Annotated in this window: 17 protein-coding genes; 9 read left to right on the forward strand and 8 right to left on the reverse strand. The window is 37.4% G+C overall.

Annotation, left to right across the window (positions count from 1 at the left end; translation table 11 throughout):
* The first annotated feature begins 196 nt into the window (after nt 1–196).
* Nucleotides 197–1,534 (forward strand): DUF512 domain-containing protein, encoded by a 1,338-nt coding sequence (locus OXPF_RS15215; protein ID WP_054876071.1) that lies wholly within the window; start codon nt 197–199, stop codon nt 1,532–1,534.
* Nucleotides 1,535–1,680: 146 nt separating this feature from the next.
* On the forward strand, nt 1,681–2,928 hold the full coding sequence (locus OXPF_RS15220) for a sensor histidine kinase (RefSeq protein WP_054876072.1): 1,248 nt from the start codon (nt 1,681–1,683) through the stop codon (nt 2,926–2,928).
* Nucleotides 2,929–3,245: 317 nt separating this feature from the next.
* Here the strand turns inward: OXPF_RS15220 and OXPF_RS15225 are convergent, their stop codons facing one another.
* The gene (locus OXPF_RS15225; RefSeq protein ID WP_054876073.1) at nt 3,246–5,165 is read right to left on the reverse strand and encodes an ABC transporter ATP-binding protein; all 1,920 of its coding nucleotides are present in this window, start codon (nt 5,163–5,165) and stop codon (nt 3,246–3,248) included.
* A gap of 287 nt (nt 5,166–5,452) precedes the next feature.
* Here OXPF_RS15225 and OXPF_RS15230 point away from each other — a divergent pair, with 287 nt between their 5' ends.
* The 4 genes from OXPF_RS15230 (at nt 5,453) to OXPF_RS15245 (ending at nt 8,701) form a co-directional block, all read left to right on the forward strand.
* Nucleotides 5,453–6,133, forward strand: a complete 681-nt coding sequence (locus tag OXPF_RS15230) for a redox-sensing transcriptional repressor Rex (protein WP_152967779.1) — start codon at nt 5,453–5,455, stop codon at nt 6,131–6,133.
* Between the two features lie 68 nt (nt 6,134–6,201).
* Complete coding sequence (locus tag OXPF_RS15235) at nt 6,202–7,020, forward strand: Asp23/Gls24 family envelope stress response protein (protein WP_054876075.1); 819 nt, start codon at nt 6,202–6,204, stop codon at nt 7,018–7,020.
* Between the two features lie 109 nt (nt 7,021–7,129).
* Nucleotides 7,130–8,080: a hypothetical protein gene (locus OXPF_RS15240; RefSeq protein WP_054876076.1), complete on the forward strand. Its 951-nt coding sequence runs from the start codon at nt 7,130–7,132 to the stop codon at nt 8,078–8,080.
* A gap of 114 nt (nt 8,081–8,194) precedes the next feature.
* A complete protein-coding gene (locus OXPF_RS15245; protein WP_054876077.1) occupies nt 8,195–8,701 on the forward strand; it encodes a rubredoxin-like domain-containing protein in 507 nt (168 codons plus the stop codon).
* 334 nt (nt 8,702–9,035) lie between these two features.
* On the opposite strand, the gene OXPF_RS15250 is transcribed toward OXPF_RS15245, so the two are convergent.
* The 3 genes from OXPF_RS15250 to OXPF_RS15260 form a co-directional block, all read right to left on the reverse strand.
* Complete coding sequence (locus tag OXPF_RS15250) at nt 9,036–9,587, reverse strand: DUF6648 family protein (RefSeq protein WP_054876078.1); 552 nt, start codon at nt 9,585–9,587, stop codon at nt 9,036–9,038.
* A gap of 78 nt (nt 9,588–9,665) precedes the next feature.
* Complete coding sequence (locus OXPF_RS15255) at nt 9,666–10,811, reverse strand: MGDG synthase family glycosyltransferase (protein WP_054876079.1); 1,146 nt, start codon at nt 10,809–10,811, stop codon at nt 9,666–9,668.
* A gap of 123 nt (nt 10,812–10,934) precedes the next feature.
* Nucleotides 10,935–11,270 (reverse strand): hypothetical protein, encoded by a 336-nt coding sequence (locus tag OXPF_RS15260; RefSeq protein ID WP_054876080.1) that lies wholly within the window; start codon nt 11,268–11,270, stop codon nt 10,935–10,937.
* Between the two features lie 404 nt (nt 11,271–11,674).
* On the opposite strand from OXPF_RS15260, the gene OXPF_RS15265 reads away from it, so the two are divergent.
* On the forward strand, nt 11,675–12,376 hold the full coding sequence (locus OXPF_RS15265) for a helix-turn-helix domain-containing protein (RefSeq protein WP_054876081.1): 702 nt from the start codon (nt 11,675–11,677) through the stop codon (nt 12,374–12,376).
* Nucleotides 12,377–12,418: 42 nt separating this feature from the next.
* Here the strand turns inward: OXPF_RS15265 and OXPF_RS15270 are convergent, their stop codons facing one another.
* Complete coding sequence (locus OXPF_RS15270; protein ID WP_054876082.1) at nt 12,419–13,060, reverse strand: TapB family protein; 642 nt, start codon at nt 13,058–13,060, stop codon at nt 12,419–12,421.
* 295 nt (nt 13,061–13,355) lie between these two features.
* Between OXPF_RS15270 and OXPF_RS15275 the strand changes: the two genes are divergently transcribed.
* Nucleotides 13,356–14,591 carry a M16 family metallopeptidase gene (locus OXPF_RS15275; RefSeq protein WP_054876083.1) on the forward strand — a complete coding sequence of 412 codons (1,236 nt, stop codon included), beginning with the start codon at nt 13,356–13,358 and terminating at the stop codon, nt 14,589–14,591.
* A gap of 80 nt (nt 14,592–14,671) precedes the next feature.
* Here the strand turns inward: OXPF_RS15275 and OXPF_RS15280 are convergent, their stop codons facing one another.
* Nucleotides 14,672–15,046 carry a desulfoferrodoxin gene (locus OXPF_RS15280; protein ID WP_054876084.1) on the reverse strand — a complete coding sequence of 125 codons (375 nt, stop codon included), beginning with the start codon at nt 15,044–15,046 and terminating at the stop codon, nt 14,672–14,674.
* A 280-nt stretch (nt 15,047–15,326) separates the two neighbouring features.
* On the opposite strand from OXPF_RS15280, the gene OXPF_RS15285 reads away from it, so the two are divergent.
* Entirely contained in the window at nt 15,327–15,992 is a 666-nt protein-coding gene (locus OXPF_RS15285) for a flagellar brake protein (RefSeq protein WP_054876085.1), read from the forward strand.
* Between the two features lie 175 nt (nt 15,993–16,167).
* Here the strand turns inward: OXPF_RS15285 and OXPF_RS15290 are convergent, their stop codons facing one another.
* Both OXPF_RS15290 and OXPF_RS15295 read right to left on the reverse strand, forming a co-directional pair.
* Nucleotides 16,168–16,365, reverse strand: a complete 198-nt coding sequence (locus OXPF_RS15290; RefSeq protein ID WP_054876086.1) for a cold shock domain-containing protein — start codon at nt 16,363–16,365, stop codon at nt 16,168–16,170.
* 103 nt (nt 16,366–16,468) lie between these two features.
* Nucleotides 16,469–18,229: a sensor domain-containing diguanylate cyclase gene (locus OXPF_RS15295; RefSeq protein WP_054876087.1), complete on the reverse strand. Its 1,761-nt coding sequence runs from the start codon at nt 18,227–18,229 to the stop codon at nt 16,469–16,471.
* Nucleotides 18,230–18,423: the final 194 nt, after the last annotated feature.

Genomic DNA, 18,423 nt, shown 5'->3' on the forward strand with positions numbered 1-18,423 from the left:
TTGTTAAAAACTCAATTGTGGATAGTGTGAAAATAGTCATAAAATTAGAAAGTTCTAGTGTGGATATCTGTGGATAACTGTGTGGATAATGTGGATGGACTGCATTAACATAACAAAAAAAATTTATTTACGACATATTTTATGTGTACCAAAGTATACTGAGAAATTATGCATATGCATTAAAAAGAGGTAAAAAATGAAAACCGCACCTTATGATTATATACTTAAAACCATTGATAATACTAATATCTTGCCTGTAACCTCCAAATGCATCACCGGGTGTATATTCTGCAGTCATAAGAATAATCCTGCGGATATTGTTACATTTTGTATGCCAAATTTGTCGTCAAACCAAATTAAGGATTTATGTGAGTTTTTAGATAAGAATAAAAGGATCGTAATAGGTGAATCAGCCAGCAGAATAATAGAGGGAGAACCTTTCTTAAGGGAGGATTTATTAGATATACTTTACTATATAAGAAATAAATTCAAAAACACCCCCATAGTAATAACTACAAGCGGTAACCAGCTGACAAAAGAAAAAATAAGAAAATTAAAGGAATTTGAGCCTATAGAAATCAATTTATCTTTAAACAGCTCAACAAAAATCGGCAGAGAACTTCTTTTTAAAGGAAAGCACCATGAAAATGCTGTCATAGCACCAAAGCATTTAAGTGATGCAGGTGTAGCTTTTAACGGCAGCCTGGTAGCAATGCCTGACATAGCGGGCTATGAGGATATAGAAGAGACTGTTTCCTTTTTAAGCGAAAGCGGAGCACAGACTGTAAGGGTATATGTTCCCGGCTTTTCAAAGTTTAGTGAGTATGATGCGGATTTCTTTGAAATAAGAGAACGCTTAAATATTATAGCAGACAGGGTCCATGAAAAGTACAGGGTACCTATACTTGTGGAACCCCCGGAAATAAATAATCTTACTCCTGCCATAGCCGGTGTTATTAGAAATTCCCCTGCCCAAATCTGTGGCATGGAAAAAGGGGACATAGTATTAAAAGTAAATGACTATAAGCCTCAGTCCAGAGTGGATGCCTATAACCGCATATATAAAGATCAAAATCCCAAAGTAACCATAAAAAGAAAAAATTGTGAATTTAAAGCTACAATAATAAAGGAAGGTGACGCATCGGCAGGCGCAGTATTTTATTACGACCTTCACCCCGATACCATAAGAAGCATTGATAAATCCATAAAAAGATGCAATGCTAAAAAACCCGTTATTATAACGTCCCGCCTGGCCTATAAGGCTATTGAATCAGGCATAAAGAATATGTCCATGTTCGGTGACGGTCATATTAATATTTTGGCTGTGGATAATAAGTACTTCGGCGGCACTATAATGTGCGCAGGGCTTCTAACGGTGGATGACATAATTGATAAACTATCAGCTTCCAAAGAAGAGTATGATTTAATAATTCTCCCGGCCGCTCCATTTGATTTGAGTGGCTATGACCTTACAGGCCATAACTTTGAAGAAATACAGGATAAGCTAAATATTAGAGCAATAATAGCCGAATAGCACTAAAAAGCCATTTTACGGCAATTTGTAAATTTATAAACATAAAAATTTTTATTTTTATAAATTTTTTTATTTAATTATGGAGGAAATAGTAAATTTTTGAAGAATATTACCATAATTATAAAAATTTACAAGGGGAATATGTCATGGACTTCAATGATGAAAACTCGGCAATAATGTTTGAATTATTAAGCAACATTTTATTTTATCCGGCACCCATTGGAAAGTCAGATGAGATATATACTATGCTTTTAAGGCAATTCATAACCGCCTTCAAAGGCGAAATGGGTTTCATGCATTTGTTCAAAAACAGCAGCCTTAAGCTGGACGAGGACCTTATAACATACTACAATGTTCCCCGGGATTACATGGATATATTGATTCGCAACAAGGATAAGGTTTCTATAGAATTGGACAAAGTATTTTCACAGGGTAAATGCTATCTTTTAGATGAGAACGGTGGAAGTCAATATGAATTAAATGCCATGAGGAAGAAATATAAAATTGTATATTCCGTTACTGTGCCCATGTGGCTGGAAGATAAACTGACAGGGATAGTATATATTGCCTCAACAAAGAAAAATTTTGCCTTTGAAGACCGCATAGATTTCATGAAGGATTGCTGCAACAGGGCAGCAGCCGTTCTTAAAATACGCGCTGAATTTTTTTCCATTTATGACAGCCTTCTTCATGTGGAAAAAATGAATGCCTTAAACGTATTGACCGGCGGTATCGCCCATGAGTTTAACAATGTGCTGACTCCTATCCTGGGATTTTCACAGATGCTTATTAAAAAGCTGGATGATCCCAATTTAAAAATATATGCCCAAATGATAGAACAAAGTGCCAGGGACGGGGCTATGATTGTCAAAAGGGTAAATGAATTCACTAGAAAAGAGGCGGCTGGAGAAAAAGAACCCTGTGATATAAACGATTTGATATTAAAGAGCATTTACATGGTTCATCCCCAGTGGAAGGAAGAAGAATTGACTGCAGGTAAAAAGGTTTCGATATACACCGAATTAAAGGCCAGCGGGTATGTATACTGCAACTGCTGTGAAATCAGGGATGTAATAACCAATCTTCTCATAAACGCCTTCGATGCTATTGAAACCACAGGCAAAATAACAGTAAAAAGCTGGGATGAGGACGACAACGTATGCTTTGTTATAGAGGACGACGGCATAGGCATGAGCGATGAAGTCTTGGAAAAAATATTCACGCCTTTTTTCACTACTAAAACCAAGAGAGGCACCGGTCTTGGCCTATCTATCGCCCACAACATAATCGCCGGCTATTTCGGCACTATCAACGCTTACAGCATCCCCGGCTACGGCACCCAAATGGTCGTCAAACTCCCCCTTTATAATCCACCGGCACATGATGCAACCTAGACTGCTTAGAAAAAATAAGCTTATCAAACTTAGGGGATTAAGTACAAACTAATGTACCAGCAGATATGATGAACAAAACATTGCGCAGTGACTGCAGAGGCTGTTAACGAGGTAATTTTGCATAGTCTATTAGTAACGAAGACTAGTAGATGTGATAGTAAGCCAAAAGAGATAGCGGAATGTCCGTGTGCCTGTTAACGAAGGACAGGCAACATAAGTCATTGTTTGAGCGATAGCGAGTTATGACTTATGTCCTGGCCGAGTTTTACAGACACTAGGACATGCAGCGTTCTGAAGGTTTACTATCAATCGCATTGTTAAACTAAAGTTTCCCACTGCTCGTATAGGGAAGAGAGCTTAGATTCTAAATTTTTAAGTTCATCGTTAATCTCCTGGCACTTCACCGGATCCGAGTAAATGGTATCCAGACAGAGGAACTCGTGGAGCTCGGCAATGCGAGCTTCGCAAGAAGAGATATCCTCTTCAATGGACTTTATGATTTCTTTCTCTTTTTTCTCCCTTTGAGCCTGCTCCTTTAATTTGCGTTTTTCTTCCTTCATGGCGGTCTTGGTCATGCCGGGCAAAATTTGGGGCTGCTCAATAAACCTGGTGGGCCTGCCTTTTTTCTCAAGATAATATGAGTAGTTTCCAGGGTATTCCGTCGTGCCTGCCAAGCCTTCAAGATAAACAATGCGGTTTACCACCTTGTTTAAAAAATACCTGTCATGAGAAATTGTGAGTATGGTTCCGTCATAATTTAAAAGAGCATTCTCCAAGGCTTCCTTCGATATTATATCAAGATGATTTGTAGGTTCATCCAGCAGAAGAAAATTTGCCTGGGACAGCATGAGCTTAACTAAAGCCACACGGCTTTTTTCTCCTCCGCTAAGCGTGCTTATGCTCTTAAAAGCATCCTCTCCCGGGAAGAGAAAGGCGCCTAAAATTGTGCGAAGCTTTGTTTGTGTCAGGTCTGGATATGTATCCCATACCTCATCAATAACTGTTTTATTTACATCCAAATCCGACTGTTCCTGATCGTAATATCCTATCTTAACGTTGCGCCCTAAGTTAATATGGCCGGAATCGGGATTTAAAGCTCCCATAATCATCTTAAACAGCGTAGTCTTTCCCGTTCCGTTAGGGCCGATTAGCGCCACCCTTTCACCCTTTTTAAGATAAAGGTCTAAATTATTAAAAAGGGTTCTTGTTCCGAAGGATTTGGAGAGATTTTCGGCATCCAATACGTCATTGCCGCTTTTTATCCTTACCTCAAAGCTCATTTTTGCTGCTTCGGGATCGTTATCCGGCCGGTCAATGCGCTCGATTTTCTCCAATGCCTTTTCACGGCTTTCAGCCTGCTTGATGCTTTTTTCCCTGTTGTAGGACCTGAAGCGTTCAATTATAGCTTCCTGTCTTGCAATTTCCTTTTGCTGAAGATTATACTGCTTGTAGAGGTTCTCTTTTCTTACTTCTCTTTCCCGCACATAATATGAATAATTGCCGTTGTATTCATCCAGCCTGTTGTTGCCAAGCTCATAGGTTTTGTTGGTCACAATATCAAGAAAGAACCTGTCGTGGGAAATAATAAAAAGGCACCCTCTGTAAGCCTTTAAAAAATCCTCCAGCCATTCCACCGCATCTAAATCCAAATGGTTTGTAGGTTCATCAAGCAAGAGAATATCCGGTTTTGTAAGCAGAAGCTTTCCTAAGGCAACTCTGGTTTTTTGACCTCCGCTTAAAATATTTATCCCTTTATCAAAATCCTCGGCTGTAAAGCCCAGCCCTATAAGCACACCTTTGGAGAAGCTTCCGTAACCATAGCCGTCACGGCGGGTGAATTCATCCTGAAGGTTTGAGTATTCCGTCATAAGCCTTTCATGATATTCAGTGTCTGCCATGTTCTTTTCGTCGGCTATCATAATTTCAAGCTCTCTTAGACGGGCTTCCATCTTGACTAAATCATCATACACAGTTAAAACTTCCTCAATGACCGTCCTTGAGGAATCAAGGGACATGTTCTGAGGGAGATATCCAAGAGATATATCTTTAGCGGTATATTTATCGCCTGAATCGGCAATAATTTCACCGATTATTATTTTAAACAATGTTGATTTTCCGGCGCCGTTTACGCCTACAAGTCCTATTTTATCTCCTTCCTGCATACTGAAGGAGATATTTTCCAGTATGGTATTTGTACCATAAGCTTTGCAGATATTATTACAAGAGAGGACAATCAAAAATATCACCTCCGATAGATATTATAACAAAAATTTAGCTTTTCTAAGGCTCTTTTAACATGTATAATAATTCTATCAAATAATAAATGTAAAATAAATATTTAAAATTATTCTTAAAAAATGATAAATTAATACTAAAGAGGTCGAAATTTTTGTATTGTAGTGTATAATAATTATTAGTGTATAATATTTATGATGAATGAATCGGAGATTCATTTCCTCATGAAATTTTCTATGAGGATTTCATGATATGTAAATAATCCTTAATATATAGGAGGTGGATGAAATTGGGCGATAAAAGACAAATATCCATGGCAGTAGTCAGGAGGCTCCCCAAGTATCACAGATATTTACTTGAACTTATAAGAAACGATGTGGACAGAATATCATCTAAGGAATTAAGCGACAGAATAGGTTTCACAGCATCTCAAATAAGGCAGGACCTTAATAATTTCGGAGACTTTGGCCAGCAGGGATATGGTTATAATGTTAAGGACCTTTACAATGAAATAAGCAATATTTTGGGGCTCCATGCAAACTACAACATGGTTATAGCCGGTGCCGGAAATTTAGGTCAGGCAATTGCCGGTTATTCAAATTTTGAGAAAGAGGGGTTCAGGGTTAAGGCTTTATTTGACATAAATCCGAAGCTTATTGGACTCAGTATAAGGGATATAGAGATATTTGACATAGATAATCTCAGAAATTATCTTCATGACAACAAAGTAGACATAGGTATAATATGTACTCCCCGTGTTCAGGCTCAGAAAGTAGCCGATGTAATGGTTAAAAACGGCATCACTGCCATTTGGAACTTTGCCCCTACTGACCTTGATGTACCCAGAGGTGTAATAGTTGAGAACGTACATCTGTTAGACAGCCTTCTTACTCTCACATACAGAGTAAATGAACCTAAATTGCTTGATTACATTAATAAGGACCCTGAAGAAATAGTAGAAGAAGAGTAATGTTTTTAAATTAATAAAAGAAGGACTCCGGTTGAGGAGTCCTTTTCGTCAGGTCGGAGGTAAGCGCTTTGAAGGTTTACGGACTCATAGGAAGAAGCGGAAGCGGAAAAAGCCACAGGGCACAGCAAGTATCCAAAGAATACAATATTGAATATATAATCGATGACGGCCTTTTGATAAACGGCAACAAGGTTATAGCCGGCAAATCGGCAAAAAAAGAAAGCACAAAATTAGGCGCTGTTAAAAGAGCTGTGTTTAATGATAAGGAACACATGGAAATCATGAAAAAGGCTCTTTTGGAATACAGCCCTGAAAAAGTCCTTATATTAGGAACCTCGGACAGCATGGTGGAGAGAATTGCACAAAAACTGGGACTTCCTGAAATAACCCAAAAAATATATATAGAAGATATAGCAACCCAGAGGGAAATTGATATTGCGACCAGAATAAGAAAAGAGCAGGGAAAGCATGTCATTCCCGTGCCTACCTTTGCCATAAAAAAGGATTTTTCCGGATATTTTATAGATTCCATAAAAGGCTTAACCAAAAAAGACAGGGAAACATCCGACGATATGGAAAAGACTGTTGTTCGGCCTACCTTCAGCTATCTTGGCAAATACACCATAGCAAACAGTGTGATAAAATCCATGGTATCCTGTGGAGCTATGAAAATTCCCGGTGTTCACAAAGTACTTAAAGTAACTGTTGAAAATACCAATGATGAGCTTATCATTTCCATGGACATATCTATAGACTACGGAACAATACTTCCACAAATAGCCGCAAGGGTTAAAGAAAGCGTCAAAAATGATATTGAATATATGACTGCCTTTAATATTTCCGAGATAAACATATATATAAAATCAATCAATATTGAGACAACTTAAGAATTTACCAACCAAAGACCGATGACCGGTCTTTTTTTATTTCAAATAAACGAATATTTAAAGCCTGCGGCTTGTATTATTTTATAGAAATAATTTTGGAGGATGAGCCATGAAAAAAATTAATTCCAGGGTTCCTATAGCAGTACTCATATCAGTAATGTTAATATTTTTAAATATTTCCATAATAAGATACGTGAGAGAAATTACAGGAAATAATATAAAAAGTGTAATGGGCGGTACAATAATCAAGGAAGGATTATTCGGGCTTGAAGTTTTTGATGGGGCCGACAGTAAAAAGGAAGATGATTACATACAGAGATTCTTTCGGCCGTCAAAGGAAAAAGTAATGGATAAAAAGTATTTTTTTAACAAGGAAGGGGCTGAGCTGCCTAAAGTATTTCAGGCATCCAATGATGTAGTCAGGGCATATTTTGATATTATAAGCGATGCAGCCAATATGGGAAGCAAAAAAGGAGGCATGGGAAGCATAGGATACGGCACCGCACCTTATCCCGAAGCCTATAAGCTTTTGTCCGAGGATAAAAAGAAAGCCATGACTTATGAAAGCTTCCTTAAATCCTTTGAAAGTATAGGTCATATCAATCTTTTAAAAATGGCCGAAGGCCCTTCGGTAAAATCAGAAAACAGCATAAGCCCGCGGTATTTTGTGGAGATTGAGACAATAGAAGGCTCCGACACATTGGGCAAAACCTATTTTGCCTATTATTACGGTTATATAACGCTTAATCAAGACGGCAATAACGGCTGGAGGATACATTCCATAGAGCTTATCCCTGAGGATTTCTTATCCCATGCATATCACGGGTGGCATCATGATGCCAATTCTATCGTTAAATTTATCTATGGAGATAAGCTTAATATAGTTGACAAAGTCCTTAATATGGAAAATGACGGATATTTCAGCAACATAATTGCAAAGGGCAAGGACGGAAAGCAGTACAGGTTCACCTTTATTAGAATCACTAACGGAGCGGATATACCCTTCCGCCAGTTTGTAATGGATGAAGGTAAGTGGAAGGATGTAGAAATTAATTTTTAAATTTTAATGAAATTTTTTAAAAAAGGTATTGATTTTTTATTCACTATCTATTAAAATAAAAACATCGAACGGATAATTATTATTAATAAAGAAAATATATTTGGAGGTATAATTATGAAAAAGTGGAAATGCGGAGTTTGTGGTTATGTTCATACAGGAGCAGCTGCCCCTGATAAATGTCCGGTATGCGGAGTACCCGGATCAAAATTTGCTGAAATTACAGGTGAAGAGGGTAAATCCTTAAAAGACTATGTAAACGCCCAGATTGAAGGTGAAACCTGGGAAGTAACACATTACTTAGCAGCAGCCCTTTTGGCCGATAAATTGGGATATGCAAATGTAGCAGAAACTTTCAGGACCATAGCAATGGAAGAAGCATACCATGGAGCAAATTACCTTTACAGAAGCGGTGAAATCGGAAAGACCAAGGAAGATCTTAAGGAATTCGTGGCCAAAATGATTGAAGCGGAAAAAGGTGCTCATAAGATGAAGACAGAAGGGTTCTCCCTTGCGTTGTCAGAAGGGCAGGACGAATTGGCAGCATTCTTCAAAATCTCAGCAGAAGATGAAGCAAGACATGCAAGCATGTGGTCCTGGGCATATAAAGAACTGGAAAAATAAAATATAAAAATAGTGTTTGTTCATCTATACTCTCTCCTTAACTTATAAACCGGGACACAACTTTAGTTGTGTCCCGGTCGTATGTCAAGATTATAAACGTGTAAAGAGACAATTCAAGGGATTTAACCTTGGGCTGCTGCATTTAAAACACTGCATTGCTGTGTTCGAGTTCCGCAAGTTCTAAGGTTCCCTGCCTTTAAAATACAAGAATTTTTAAACTTCATTCGTTCAAACAATCTAAAATTCTAAGTAATATCTTTGGCAGAGTCACCAAGAGCTTTAGAGAGAACTCTCACAATGCTCATTTACGTTATTTTAAATGCAGCAGCCCTTCTTAATACGTTTGATTAATATAAGAATCAATTACGGACCTTCTTACTTCGTCGTACAAAATGCCTTCGGAAATCAATCTTTCGGCAATATAGGGGGAACGGGTGTGGAAAATGACATTATCATAATCCCTCATGACTATTTCAATGAGACGGTTTTTGAGATAAGTGGAATTAACCTTGATATAATAAGCATCTACCTTTTTAAAGTCTACTAATTCCAGCACCTTAAGGACTGTTTTATCCTTTTTGCCGTAAAAAAAGTTGGACTTATCGATATACTCCTTGTATATTTCAGGATGCTTCATATTGTTTTTCTCATAATCAGCTTCCATTCTGTAGTATTTGGCAAGGGTATTATAATACTGGTAATTGTAATAGCCTTTTTCAAAGCAGTCTATTCTGGTAAAAGGTTTTATATTCATGTTTTGAATAAGCTCAAAGTTTTCTATGAGAAATTCCCTTTTTGAAAGATCTCCTTTGGAGAACTTCTGTATAAGAGCATTTTTCTTTTTGGCCAGCCTGTCATAAAGGTTTTCACTTAGTCTGTAATCCAATTCAAACACCCTTTTCATTTTTGTCTTTAATTAATTATACTTTTCCTAAGAACCTTAATCAATAAAAAAGTGCCTGACTTATAGGTCAGACACTTGGCCCTTATTACTGAAACTTTCGATAAGATCTAAAGTGAGCTTTGCCGTTTTTAATGAAGAATCCGCCTTGCTTCTTTTAAGCATTCTCTCTTTTATTTCATTTAAACGCTCGGGATTATCCATCAATATTTCTATAATTGTAACCAAAGGATAGTTTTTAAAAGTTTTAAGTGCCAGTCCGTTATTTAGCAGAAAGTCCACATTTTCGGCTTCCTGCCCGGGTATATAATATGGAATGACCATGGGTATCCCCTTTATAATGGCTTCGGTAGTGGTTAAACCGCCCGGCTTGGTAATCAGCACATTTGATATTGTCATAAGTTCGGGTACATCCTTGGTGAAGCCCAATATTCTTACAGTCTTTTTAGGGCGCATAATTTCAACCAGCTCATCTAATTTTGCCTTAAGCTTTACATCCCTTCCCGTTACCACTATTATCTGAAAATCATAGCGGCTGCTTAAAAGCTCCATGAGGGACTCTTTTATACTGCCCGCACCGAAGCTTCCGCCCATTACAAGGACGGTAAATTTATCGTCGAGGTCCAGGTTTTTCTTTACGGTATTTACCCTTTCGGTATTTAAAAAGCTGCTGTTTATGGGGATACCGAAGGGATGGATTTTTTCAGGAGCAATCCCGGAATTTTTAAGTATATATGATACATCCACATCACCTACTATATAAGCGTCCACGCTGTTCTGGATATAGCAGGTGTGGGCGGTGTAATCGGTAATTATGGATACCACAGGCACATTTATTGTACCTTGTTCTTTATACCTGGTTAGAGCCATCATGGGAAAAGGATGGGTGCCTATGATGGCATCGGGTTTAAAATCATTGACAAGATGCAGGATTTTTCGCCCTATAATCCTCCTTACCAAAACATCCAGGTCTTCCTTTCTGGATTTACCCGATGATATTTTATAAAATGCTTTATAGGTAACAGGAACGTATTTTGCGGATTTTTCATAGCCTTCCGAGACTATTTTATTAAGTATGGGGCTTGCAGACTCAATGGCGTCAACGACAGAAACCTCGCATCCTAAGGCAACAAGCTCTTCCTTTATGGCGTTTGCCGCGGAATTGTGTCCCCCGCCTGTTGACGCGGAAAGTATAAGAACCTTTGGCATTTTAAATCACCTCATTAAATTAATGTAAAACTTTTGCTGCAAATCATAAAAGTATCTTATACAAGAAATTATATAAGTAAATTGTTAAAAATACGTTATCAATACTATAATATTAACGTTGTCCTACTCTATATACGTAGTTACCCCTAAATTTATGGCGTTTTTTATATCATCAGGTATATAAAAATTAAAAATGGATGACAATAAGGCAGTCAAATAAGCCGGATTGGATGAATTGCTGTGGCTGCAGCCTGAACTGCAGCCGGCATTTTTACCTGAACTGCAGCCGCTACAGCCCTTAGCTTTTCTCATAGGACAGCTACAGTTATGTATGATGCCTTCATCCTCTAAACGGGATATTTCATCATCTATATACTTCTTTAAGTCAGGATTGCGCTCTATAAGTTCAAGCAAGGAATTATCTTCGATAAAGCTAAAAAGATCTGCATTGATTTTCATTTAAACACCTCGACATAATATTAGACGAAAAAACTTTTAAAAAGTCTGATAAAAAATCCAATTTTTTTCTTTCATCTATATTCTAATATATTTTGCATTTTTTTACTAATAATTATAGCTTCGCATTTCTTAAAAAAATCTTAATAATACCAAGCGTATAATGTATAATGATTTCAAATGGATTTGCCATTTGAAATCATTAGCCATGAATTTTACATAGTAAAACTTATGATATAATAAATCCCGAGGGATTTATTACGATATGAAAATTATGAAATAATTTTCATGATATAATGATTCCTTGGGAATCATTGCCACATAAAATTTGCTATGCAAATTTTATGATATAATAGTAAATGGTTTAAATTAATCAGAAGAGAAACAAACAGGAGTGAGTGATACTGATGAGCAGAATCGGTGAAAGCGTAAAGCAGGCTAGGACGAAAAAGGGCATGACGGTAAAACAGCTGGCAAAGCAGTGCGGTGTGTCTGAAACATATATTACTGACATTGAATCCGGGAAAAAGGTAGTCAGCGATGCCTTATTAAAAAAGCTTACCGGTATTTTAGGCGCCGGCATTGATGAACCCCTTTATTGGGATGAAAGCGAGGATAGGGTTGACACAGCTGCGCCCGCGGCGGCTATAAGAGAGAAAAGTATCCCGGAGAAAAAAGTAATAGCCCCGGAATGGCAGTCAGCCTTTTTAAATATTATAAAAGATGTGCCTGTATACGATATAGAAATGAAAACGGTAGTATCCTTTAAGCATCTGCCTATAATAGATAAAAAGGTGGAGGGCTACAATCCCGAAAAGCTTGTATACATAGTTATGGGAGATAACTCTTTATCCGGATTTAGAATAAAAAAAGGCGACTGGCTTATGACCCTTCTAAACCAGGAAGCTCCCACCAGCGGGATTTATTATATTGAAAATGAGGGTAAAAAAGCCGTCAGAATGCTTAAAAAACTGGATGGAGAAAAAGTTCTTTTGTTATCAAACCAGGGAGAATTAAAAACTCAGACAAAGCACATCAAAGAAATTAAAATATTAGGCCGCTGTTTAAAGGCTGAAATAGATTTAAGCAATGTTGATAAAGAAGCTTAAAGTTAAAAAGCTCCTCATGTGATTCACAAGAGGAGCTTTATTTTATTCGATTTTTTCCAGTTCACTTGTAACAAGATAGTTGCCTTCTTTGGAGGTAAATTCTGTTTTTACAAGGCCGATACCGGGGGCATAATAACTTTTGTCTATGGAGTCTTTGTTATCCGTTGTGATTTCCACGCATTTATAGCTTCCGGCAGGAACAGTTACATCCATATCCACTGCCGTTATTTTTCTTGTGGCGCCGTCATTTACAGTCCATTCGGTACCAACAGCTATAGGCTCTTTAAGTATAACTTCATCCTTATTTCTTGAGGCTGTATAATCCTTAACTTCATAGGATTCACCCTGTGAAAATACCAACCTTACAATCCCGTCACCTATCTCATAAACCTTTGCCATAGTTGTTCCGGGATTTATATCCCGTATTTGCACAACATTACCTCTCACAAAATCCACATAGGTTTCATGCTCTGCAAATTCATTTCCTTCTCCATTGTAAACCATATGCTTATTAAGCACTTCCGGAAATAAATCATAAACGTCATAAGCCTTTACCGTCGGTGTCGGCTCCTCCTTTGTCCCAGAGGAATCTGTATCCGGCGGGTTCTTTGCCGGCCCTCCATTAACCGTACAGGATGTTAATATCATCAAAAAGGCAAACATTACTATCAAAATTTTCTTCATTTCCATCCCTCCATTAGGGTTTTTAATATCATACCATATATGACGTATAATATACACTCCATGTTCCTTTTGCTATACATAAAGTATACGCGAAAATTAAGCAGATTAAAAAGTATTAAGGCTGGTGATGGCAAAGAAGCGATAAGCGGAGCCAGGGCGGCAGAGCGCGGCCGTTAAAATCAGGAAGGTTTTCCGGACGATAAGCTCTTTGCCATCACCAGACTGTGTTTAGAGTTGAAAAAGTGGATAATAATGATATTATAGATAGAGGATAAAAAGATTGGCGGAGTAGAATATGAGGAAAATGAAAATTGACAGGACAGTATTGCAGAATGGCTTGAGGGTAATAACTATTGAGAGGGACAGCGAAGTATTTTCCATGGGAGTTGGAATAAAGGCAGGGTCGCTGTATGAGGGACGGCAAAATAACGGAATATCACATTTGATTGAACATATGCTTTTTAAGGGTACGGCCAAAAGAACCGTAGAGCAATTAAATGACGATGTGGAAAAACTGGCGGGAGATTTGGATATATATACAACATATATAGATACCGTAATGACGGTCAGCATACTGAAGGACAGGGCACAAGACTGCCTGGAGCTGGTGTCGGATATGCTTCAAAATGCCACCTTTCCAAATAAAGAATTGACGCTTGAAAAAAAGGTTATCATAGAAGAAATAAAAATGGCAAAAGACGATGCCGAGGATGTAGCCTACCTTGGGTTATATAAAGCTGCTTTTCCCGATGAATGGCACAAATTCAATATTGCCGGTACAACAAATAGCGTGAAATCCATAAAAGTGAAGGACTTGGAGGAGTTTTACAAAGCCTACTACATACCCCGGAACGCGGTTGTTTGCATAGTGAGCTCCTTTACACATCAAGAGATAGTATCTTTAATGGAAAAGTACTTTGGTATGTGGCAGGGTGAAAAAGCTCAGCTAAATTTAAGACAAAGCCCCATGGTTAAAAATAAAAATGTTAAAGGCTATAAAAAAGGGCTGGGGCAGACTCATGTAATTTACGGATTTGATATAAATGGCTTAACCCGTGAAGAAGATGCTGCATTGTCCATTATAAACAAAAAGCTGGGTGCAGGGGCAAATTCCATTCTGTTTAAGGAATTGAGAGAGAAAAAAGGCCTGGCCTACAGCATATACAGCGATATGGATTACATGGAAAACATAAGGCTGTTTTATATATATGCCGGAATATCCGGGGAGAACCTTAAAAGTACCTTGAAAATTATCGATGAAGTACTGGAGAAATTTAAAAATGATGACAGCCTTATAGATGAAAAAAGCCTAAAGCTTTTAAAGGATATATTCATAACGGATGTTGTCATAGCAGAAGAAACGCCCGCGGATATGATTGATTATCTTTTAGACGGAGAACTTACATACAACGATCCCATGGAATACCGGAACATGCTTGAAAAAATTGAAAGGGTGACAAAAGAGGATATCAAAAGAGTAGTAAACAAGATATTCAAAGACCCTATAGTATATATTTTAAACCCTAAATAACGCTTGGATCCGGTTCATTACAATGCAGCAATGAACCGGCCCCAGAACGAAGGAAAGGTTAAGACTGGGTATACCCAGTCTTAACCTTTCCACAAACCGTGAAGATTGCAGTATTCTCTTGCATATAAGGGTTCTTCTGTGGGATTGAACAAAGCTTCGGGTTTTTCGCCTACCTTCAGAAATTTTCTGTAAACATAATTTTCGGTATGAAGCTCTATCCATTCAATGTGATGTATTTCTTCCATGGGATGCTCGATGCTTCCAACTTTAACTAATACTCCGCCATCAACTTTCTCAATGACGGGAACATGCTTTTCCAGGCTGGCATCAACAGTGTTTTCATTCAAAAGCTCCATATCTTTTCCACAGCAAACCATTGTGCCTGCTCCTGCATGTACCATTTCATTCATATTACCACAGACATTACATTTATAAACCTCTCTGAGTTTGGTCATAATTGTACCTCCTTAATAATAATGTAATATATCCACCTAAAAGGTTATGCTTTGTAAAAATCATATGATAAATACGTACTAAAATCAACATATATTTTAATGAATATTAAAAAATAATGATTATTTATATAGTGTTAAATTATTGGAAAATACTTTTTGTAATTTATAAATTATGTTAAAATGTTATTTAATAAAATGTCTCGTTGATAAATATATAAATTATAAAGCTGATTAAACTGATAACATAAACTTGTACTGTTATACAAAGGAAGTGAAGAAAATGAAGATCCATAATAATTTAAGGAGCGGGCAAAAAATCGAAATTGAAGTGGCTGAGAATGGTGAGAGAGCTTTATATTACAGTAAAATAGAAGAAGTGATAGACGATACGACATATATAATAACTGCTCCTGTTGGCAGAAGGACTTATTCTTTGCTCTCTGTCTCTGACATCGTACGCGTAATATATAATCTGAAGTTTTCGATATACACATTTGAAGCGGAAGTTATGGGAAGGCAAAAATCCAATGAAAGCATTTTAATAAAATTAAAAAGAGTTTCCGAAATATATAAAATTCAGAGGAGAAATTATTACAGGCTGAATGCAATGGTTTCTGTAGTTATAAGATTTCATCCGGCTGGAGAGGAAAACTCCGAAAAAATCATCAAGAATTTTGAAACTGTTGATATAAGCGGCGGAGGGATAAAATTGGCATCCAACCAATTATTTATCGTCAATTCGAATGTCAGTATATTGATAAACATACCTGGCATAGAGCGCGAGGTTATAGAAGGCAAGGTGGTAAGGTGCGAGATTTCTGAAGAAAGACACGGCTTATATCAGACAGGCATACAATTTACTAAAATACCTAAAAAAGTAAGGTATATAATAGAACAATACATATTAAACAAGCAGCGTGAATACTTAAGAAAAGGAATAACTTAAAGGAGAGTAGGGTAAAGCCAATACTCTCTTTTTGCTTGGGGCGCAGTCTGTATTGAAGACACAGCTTAATTAAAGGGGACACAACTAAAGTTGTGTCCCCAACGTATGTGTCCTTCCACGGACACCACGTTTTTTTAGCCGCAATTTTATATAGATTCTATGAACCAGAGAAAAATCAAACTCTTCTTATGTTGATTGCCTGGTCACCCTTGTTTCCCTGGGTTATGTCGAATTCTACCTGCTGGCCTTCTTCGAGGGATTTATATCCTTCGCCGGATATACCGGAATAATGTGCAAAAACATCCTTTCCGTCGTCTGCGGTGATGAAACCGTAGCCTTTTTCATTGTTGAACCATTTTACTGTACCTTTCATTTGGTAACCTCCTAAAACATTAACTAGCAAATCTATTAAGATTTACTTATATTCTTCCCACAATTACACCGATTATTAAAAAATTGCAAAATCTTTTTATAAATTAAGTAACTGCATTATCCATTGCATCGGTAATGGGGCTTTCAGGGGATGCAATGGAGATGCGGTAATTGCGGCTGTGGTCTGTGAGCTTGTTTTTGTACATCATCTGCTCAGCCTCCCCTAAGATTTTTTCTATATTTTGTTCGCTGTTTGTCTTTGTGGCCATGCCTAAAGCAATACTTGGCTGTATATGTCCTTCACGACATTCACGACAGGCAGCAACTATACGCTGGCAAATCCTTTGAGCCTGATCCCCGCCTGTCTGGGGCAGTAAAAGTACAAATTCATCTCCGCCCCATCTCGCGATTATATCCTCGTTGCGGCAGCACTCCTTTAAAATATTGGCTATGCTCACAAGAAGCCTGTCACCCTCTAAGTGGCTGAAAGAATCATTAGCCATTTTTAAGTTGTTTACATCTCCCATTATAAGACTTATGGGGAGCTGCCTGTCTGTGTCCAAACGCTTCAATTCCTCTTCAAAAAATGCTCTATTGAAAAGCCCTGTAAGCTTGTCGTGAAAACTCAAATAAAAAATCTTTTCCTCTGCCTTCTTCTGTTCTGTAATATCCCTGTAAATGCCGAAAATACCTTCAAGGTTGTCTTCGATTACAACGGGATAGCCAAGTATATGAACATTTACAAAGCTGCCGTCCTTTCTTATCCTTACAGCTTCGTGCTGAACCACATTTCCGTCTAATACCTCTGAACTATAATTCGTAGCCTCACTATGCAAATAGGAGGGTACTATTACATCATTTAAGTATTTTCCGACAATTTCTTCCGAGCTAAATTGAAATATGCCTTCAAAGCCTTTGTTTATCTTCATAATTTTATCCTTGCTGTCTAAAATTACGATTCCTTCGGGGGAGCTTTCAAAAAGCTGCTGGAAATATGCCCTCTGAATACCCAATTCATTTTCTGCCGTCTTCTGTTGAGCAATAGCACTTTTAAGCTCGGAATTCATCCTTTTTAAAAGTACATAAGGCGATTTCAAGCTGGTTTCTACCATCACCCTGTATATAAAAATGTAGGCAAAAAGCTTAAATATGTGGCCTGCCGCATTTACAGGGCTCTGAGGGGTTGCATAGGATGTAAAAAGAATTTCCGTTATAATCATCAATGCAACGGATCGGGTTAACAATGTAAACACTTTATACTGAAATTTATTTTTGTTCTTAATAATCCTGTACAGTGACAGACAGAACATAAATAAAACGATGATTTCACTTGTTATTTTAAAGGGTGTTTGTCCAACACCGCTTATATAGCAATCGGGAAACACTCTTAAAATCCGTATGATGAAAATAAAGAGCACCGAAAGAACTGAAAAACCATATGAGATTTTTTGTATATTATCTTTTTTATGGGGCAATGTGGAGAAGACTAAAAAAGATATACTTTCAAAATAAGCAGAAACAATCCTAAACTGCACCGACATATTATAAGTATCATCGGAGAAAGTTCCTATTCCCACATAAGCAAGGGTATGAAGCACGTTAAATATAATTATAAATCCATAGGCCATGCCGAGAAAATCAAAACTTCTGTTTTCTGAAATTCTGTGAGCATTCATGGAGATGAAAAACAAGCTGGAACCCATTACTATGCAAAAAAATTCAACTACGGTATGAAAGAACAGATAATTTTGCACGCTGCTGACTATCAAAGCAGCTATAACCGTAAGCAATAATAATAATCTGCCTGCAAAAATCATATGACGTTTTACTTGTCCACTACTGTAAAATAACTTGTTTTTTTCCATAGTATCTCTTCTTTCCCCGGATATTTGTCATATGAGTTAATTTGGGCAAATTTTGGAGTGATGAAAGTCATGTTAAAGTCTATTCAAGACAGAAATACCAAATATATACTTATTTAGAGTTCAATATCTAATCTATCACAATAAGCGCAAAATATCAAGTAAATAGGAAGGGGAGACACAACTAAAGTTGTGTT

Origin of the sequence: Oxobacter pfennigii (assembly GCF_001317355.1) — a bacterium.
GTDB lineage: Bacteria > Bacillota > Clostridia > Clostridiales > Oxobacteraceae > Oxobacter > Oxobacter pfennigii.

Coding starts and splice junctions, on each gene's coding strand:
- OXPF_RS15280 (WP_054876084.1), bottom strand. CDS start 15,046: ATGACCAAACTCAGAGAGGTTTATAAATGTAATGTCTGTGGTAATATG.
- OXPF_RS15290 (WP_054876086.1), bottom strand. CDS start 16,365: ATGAAAGGTACAGTAAAATGGTTCAACAATGAAAAAGGCTACGGTTTC.
- OXPF_RS15275 (WP_054876083.1), top strand. CDS start 13,356: ATGAGGAAAATGAAAATTGACAGGACAGTATTGCAGAATGGCTTGAGG.
- OXPF_RS15215 (WP_054876071.1), top strand. CDS start 197: ATGAAAACCGCACCTTATGATTATATACTTAAAACCATTGATAATACT.
- OXPF_RS15270 (WP_054876082.1), bottom strand. CDS start 13,060: ATGAAGAAAATTTTGATAGTAATGTTTGCCTTTTTGATGATATTAACA.
- OXPF_RS15260 (WP_054876080.1), bottom strand. CDS start 11,270: ATGAAAATCAATGCAGATCTTTTTAGCTTTATCGAAGATAATTCCTTG.
- OXPF_RS15295 (WP_054876087.1), bottom strand. CDS start 18,229: ATGGAAAAAAACAAGTTATTTTACAGTAGTGGACAAGTAAAACGTCAT.
- OXPF_RS15245 (WP_054876077.1), top strand. CDS start 8,195: ATGAAAAAGTGGAAATGCGGAGTTTGTGGTTATGTTCATACAGGAGCA.
- OXPF_RS15240 (WP_054876076.1), top strand. CDS start 7,130: ATGAAAAAAATTAATTCCAGGGTTCCTATAGCAGTACTCATATCAGTA.
- OXPF_RS15255 (WP_054876079.1), bottom strand. CDS start 10,811: ATGCCAAAGGTTCTTATACTTTCCGCGTCAACAGGCGGGGGACACAAT.
- OXPF_RS15220 (WP_054876072.1), top strand. CDS start 1,681: ATGGACTTCAATGATGAAAACTCGGCAATAATGTTTGAATTATTAAGC.
- OXPF_RS15265 (WP_054876081.1), top strand. CDS start 11,675: ATGAGCAGAATCGGTGAAAGCGTAAAGCAGGCTAGGACGAAAAAGGGC.
- OXPF_RS15285 (WP_054876085.1), top strand. CDS start 15,327: ATGAAGATCCATAATAATTTAAGGAGCGGGCAAAAAATCGAAATTGAA.